Genomic DNA, 3,943 nt, shown 5'->3' with positions numbered 1-3,943 from the left:
CAAGGGTGCGCCATGACGCTGCTGGCCGGCCTGCGCTACCCCCAGCGCCTGGCGGGCCTGGTGGCCCTGTCAGGCTACCTGCCCCTGGCCGACACCACCCAGGCCGAGCGCCACGCCGCCAACACGCAGACGCCCGTGTTCATAGGCCATGGGGATGCCGATGGCGTGGTGCCCATGGCGCGCGGGCAGCAGGCCTATGCTGTGCTGAGCCGCCTGGGGCAGCCGGTGCAGTGGCAGGAGTACCCCATCGACCACAGTGTGAGCCTGGATGAGATTGCGGATATTCGGGATTGGTTGAGGGGGGTTTGGTCGGGCGCGTAGTCTCAGCATTCACGCACAGGGCTTGCTGCGTGGATGCCAGAGACTCGTGCGTCAGCCCGTCGCCTTCTTGGGTCGCCCCTTCTTGATGTCAGCCAAGCCCGACAGCAAGGCCTTGACGCGGGCGTCGGACAGGGCATTGAGGGCCTGCAAGGCCGCGCGCAGCACCTCGCTTTTCTTGACCGGCTGACGCCACTCGATGGCACGCAGCTTGATGCGGTCGATGAGGGCAAAGTCGGCCTCGGGCATGGTGAAGGAGTCGCGCACGATCTTGATCTTGGCGTCCTTGACCTTGTCCTTCTTCTTGCCAGGCTTGGTGGTCACCGCAGTCTGCGCCACCGAGGGTGGCACGGTCTTGGCCGCCGACTGGGGCGCCAGCTTGCGGGCCACCGGGGCCTTCTTGGCAGCAGGTGCCTTTTTGGCGACAGCGACCTTCTTGGCGACCATGGGGGCTTTCTTCACGGCGGTCACCTTCTTGGTGGCCACCGGGGTTTGGGTTTCAGGCGTGGTCATGGTGATACGGCATAGTCATAAAAAACGTATATATCGTATAGATCATTTTGATGACACGCCAGTGATCCGTTCGGCTCATGGGGTTCGCGCTCGCATCCCATCGACCTTCTGCTGCAAGGCACGCCGCCTTGCGACATCACCCGCGTCCTACACTGCCAAGCCATGAAGATCTCCCAACGCGCGCAAGCCATCGCCCCCTTTCTGGCCATGGAGTTCGGCAAACGAGCCGCCGAGCTCGAAGCCGCCGGGCACCGTGTGATCCGCCTCAACCTGGGCGAGCCAGACTTTGGCGCACCGCCCGCCGTGCGATCTGAACTGCAGCGCATCGCCGCAGACACCCCCATGCCCTACACGGGCGCCCTGGGCCTGCCCGCCTTGCGTGAGGCCATTGCCGGCTTCTACCAGCAGGCCCACGGCCTGAGCCTGAACCCCGAGCGCGTGGTGGTCACCGCGGGTGCTTCTGCGGCCTTGCTGCTGCTCACCGCCGCCCTGGTGGACCCGGGTGACGAGGTGCTGGTGGGGGATCCCTCCTACCCCTGCAACCGACAGTTCCTCAGCGGCTTTGGCGCCAATGTGCGCCTGGTGCCCACCGATGCGCGCTCGCGTTTCCAGCTGGATCTGGCGGCGGTGCAGTGCCACTGGAGCGCCCGCACCCGCGGCCTGATGATCGCCACGCCCTCCAACCCGACAGGCACCTCGGTGCCGCCCGACGAACTGGCGGCCATCTGCCACTGGGCCCGCGCACAGGGCGCTTGGCGCATCATTGATGAGATCTACCTGAACCTCAGCGATGCCGATGCGACGGGCCGACCCGCCCCCACGATCCTGGCCGCTGACCCCGGCGCCTGCGTGATCAACAGCTTCTCGAAGTACTTCGGCATGACCGGCTGGCGCTTGGGCTGGGCAGTGGTCCCCGACGAGCTGGTTCCAGCGATGGAGCGCCTGGCCCAGAACTACTACATCTGCGCCGCGACCCCGGCCCAAATGGCCGCCCTGGCGTGCTTCACCCCCGAGTCCCTGGCCGAGTGCGAGGCCCGCAAGCAGGAGTTCGGCGCGCGCCGTGCGCTGGTGCTCCAGGGCCTGGCCGATGTCGGCCTTCAGGTGCCTGTGCCGCCGGATGGCGCGTTCTACGTCTACATCGATGTGCGCTCGACCGGGCTGGATGCCATGGCGTTTTGCGAGCGCGCGCTGCAGGAAGCGCATGTGGCCCTGACACCGGGGTATGACTTCGGCGTGTGTGGCGGTGCCCACCACGTGCGCCTGTCCTACGCTGCGTCACGCGCGGATCTGCAGGAGGGCATCGCCCGTCTGGCGGGCTTTCTCAAGACCCTGGCTTGAGTTCAGTCTGCGGCGTCGACGTACAGCATGGCGCTCATGACGACCCCCTTCAAATTAGCATCACTAATATATTGACAAAATTAGTTGAGCTAATAAAATGTCTTTATGAGTGTGGCTAATACAGCTAGGAGAGCGCCATGGACCGCGTCATCAATCAAGCTGCTCAACTGGCGGCCGTCATCAAGGCGGCCCGCAAGGAGTCGGGCGTCGACCAGGCGGAACTGGCGGCCATCCTGGGCCTCACGCAAGGGCGCTTTTCTCAACTCGAAGCCGACATGTCCAAGCTGACGGTCGACAGACTGTTCACCGTCATGCGACGGCTGGGCCTTGAACTGGTCGTCAGGCAGCAGGATGCGGATGCCGGCCCTCCAGATCGGTCCACACAGACGACCCCCTCCGCCAAAGCGGTGGCCGTCCACAAGGGGGAAGCCTCTCAGGCGATCAAGCCGGTGATTGGCATGGTCATGAACCGGGCCCCCAGGCTGGGAGATTTCTCCGTGGGGCGCTTGGGCGCGCCAAAGCCCGGCAAGCGATCCGACGACCGCAACAGGGGGTGAGGCGTGAACAAGAAGTCGCACCTCGACATCTGGCTCCATGGACACCATGTGGGCACCTGGTTTCCGGCCCGCTACGCTCAGCCGCGCCTGAAGTACGCTCCATCCTGGCTGGTCAACCCAAACGCCGTTCCTTTGTCTTTGTCGCTGTCTCTGCCACTGGCCGCCCACAACGCTCCTTACGATCACAGTGGCGATGTGGTGGCCAACTACTTCGAGAATCTTCTGCCGGACAATCAGGCCATTCGTGACCGGATCAAGGAGAAGTTCCGCGTACGAAACACACAGGCACACAACCTCCTTGCGGAGATCGGCCGGGATTGTGTGGGTGCCATCCAGATCCTGCCACCCGATGTTCAACCCGAGTCCCCGCCAGTCATTCGCTCAGCACCTCTGAGCGAGAGCGACATTGAACGGGTCTTGCGCGATGCAGTTTCACCGCCACTGCCGGGGGTGAATGACGATGACGAGTTCCGCATTTCGATCGCAGGAGCTCAAGAAAAGACGGCTCTGCTCTGGCATGACGGCCGGTGGTGTCGGCCTCTGGGGAACACGGCAACCACGCACATCTTCAAACTGCCCTTGGGAATCATTGGTGGGCAGCAACGTGACATGTCCGAATCCGTTGAAAACGAGTGGCTCTGTGCACAGATCCTGGGGGCCTTCGGCCTGGACACCCCCTACTGCCAGATCGCCCAGTTCGGGGAACAAAAGACACTCATCGTCGAGCGCTTCGATCGAGCATGGCATGGGGACGAGCTGGTGCGGCTACCGCAGGAGGATTGCTGCCAGGCGATGGGCCTGCCCCCGGAGAAGAAATATGAGTCGGACGGGGGCCCGGGGATGTTGCGCATCGCCCAACTCCTGGCGACGTCCAGGGGAGGGCTGGCGAGCGTGGGCCAGTTCCTGCGTACCCAAGTGCTGTTTTACCTGCTGGCCGCCACCGATGGCCACGCCAAGAACTTCAGCATCCGACTCCTGCGCTCAAACCAATACGAGTTGCTGCCGTTCTATGACATCCTTTCGATCTGGCCGCTGGTGGGCAAAGGCCCCAAGAGTGTCCAGTATCAGAACATCAAGATGGCCATGGGCTTCAAGGCCACCAAGGGGACCAAGCGCAACCTCCACATGATCATGCCAAGGCACATCGAGGCCACCGCAAAGGCTTGCGGCTACCCTGAGTTGAGGCTCGAGATCGAGCAGATCATGGATCTGCTGGA

The 3,943-nt window shown here is 63.6% G+C and carries 5 protein-coding genes; 4 read left to right on the top strand and 1 reads right to left on the bottom strand.

The window, feature by feature from the left end; genetic code table 11:
* Positions 1 to 321: alpha/beta hydrolase (locus VFW84_RS17140; RefSeq protein ID WP_414639036.1), on the top strand; the 321-nt coding region annotated here is incomplete at its 5' end.
* Between the two features lie 51 nt (positions 322 to 372).
* Here VFW84_RS17140 and VFW84_RS17135 read toward each other — a convergent pair.
* Positions 373 to 831 carry a hypothetical protein gene (locus VFW84_RS17135; RefSeq protein WP_329681688.1) on the bottom strand — a complete coding sequence of 153 codons (459 nt, stop codon included), beginning with the start codon at positions 829 to 831 and terminating at the stop codon, positions 373 to 375.
* A gap of 162 nt (positions 832 to 993) precedes the next feature.
* Here VFW84_RS17135 and VFW84_RS17130 point away from each other — a divergent pair, with 162 nt between their 5' ends.
* From VFW84_RS17130 to VFW84_RS17120, 3 genes are all read left to right on the top strand, one after another.
* Positions 994 to 2,169 (top strand): aminotransferase class I/II-fold pyridoxal phosphate-dependent enzyme, encoded by a 1,176-nt coding sequence (locus tag VFW84_RS17130; protein ID WP_329681687.1) that lies wholly within the window; start codon positions 994 to 996, stop codon positions 2,167 to 2,169.
* Between the two features lie 137 nt (positions 2,170 to 2,306).
* A complete protein-coding gene (locus tag VFW84_RS17125; protein ID WP_329681686.1) occupies positions 2,307 to 2,726 on the top strand; it encodes an XRE family transcriptional regulator in 420 nt (139 codons plus the stop codon).
* A 3-nt stretch (positions 2,727 to 2,729) separates the two neighbouring features.
* A partial coding sequence (locus VFW84_RS17120) for a HipA domain-containing protein (RefSeq protein ID WP_329681685.1) occupies positions 2,730 to 3,943 on the top strand: 1,214 nt, incomplete at its 3' end.

The organism is Aquabacterium sp., assembly GCF_036279655.1.
GTDB lineage: Bacteria > Pseudomonadota > Gammaproteobacteria > Burkholderiales > Burkholderiaceae_C > Aquabacterium.
This window is presented reverse-complemented; position numbering and strand designations above follow the sequence as displayed.

Bases quoted from the DNA above. Each gene is read 5' to 3' on its own strand.
- VFW84_RS17125 (WP_329681686.1), top strand. From the start codon at position 2,307: ATGGACCGCGTCATCAATCAAGCTGCTCAACTGGCGGCCGTCATCAAG.
- VFW84_RS17135 (WP_329681688.1), bottom strand. From the start codon at position 831: ATGACCACGCCTGAAACCCAAACCCCGGTGGCCACCAAGAAGGTGACC.
- VFW84_RS17130 (WP_329681687.1), top strand. From the start codon at position 994: ATGAAGATCTCCCAACGCGCGCAAGCCATCGCCCCCTTTCTGGCCATG.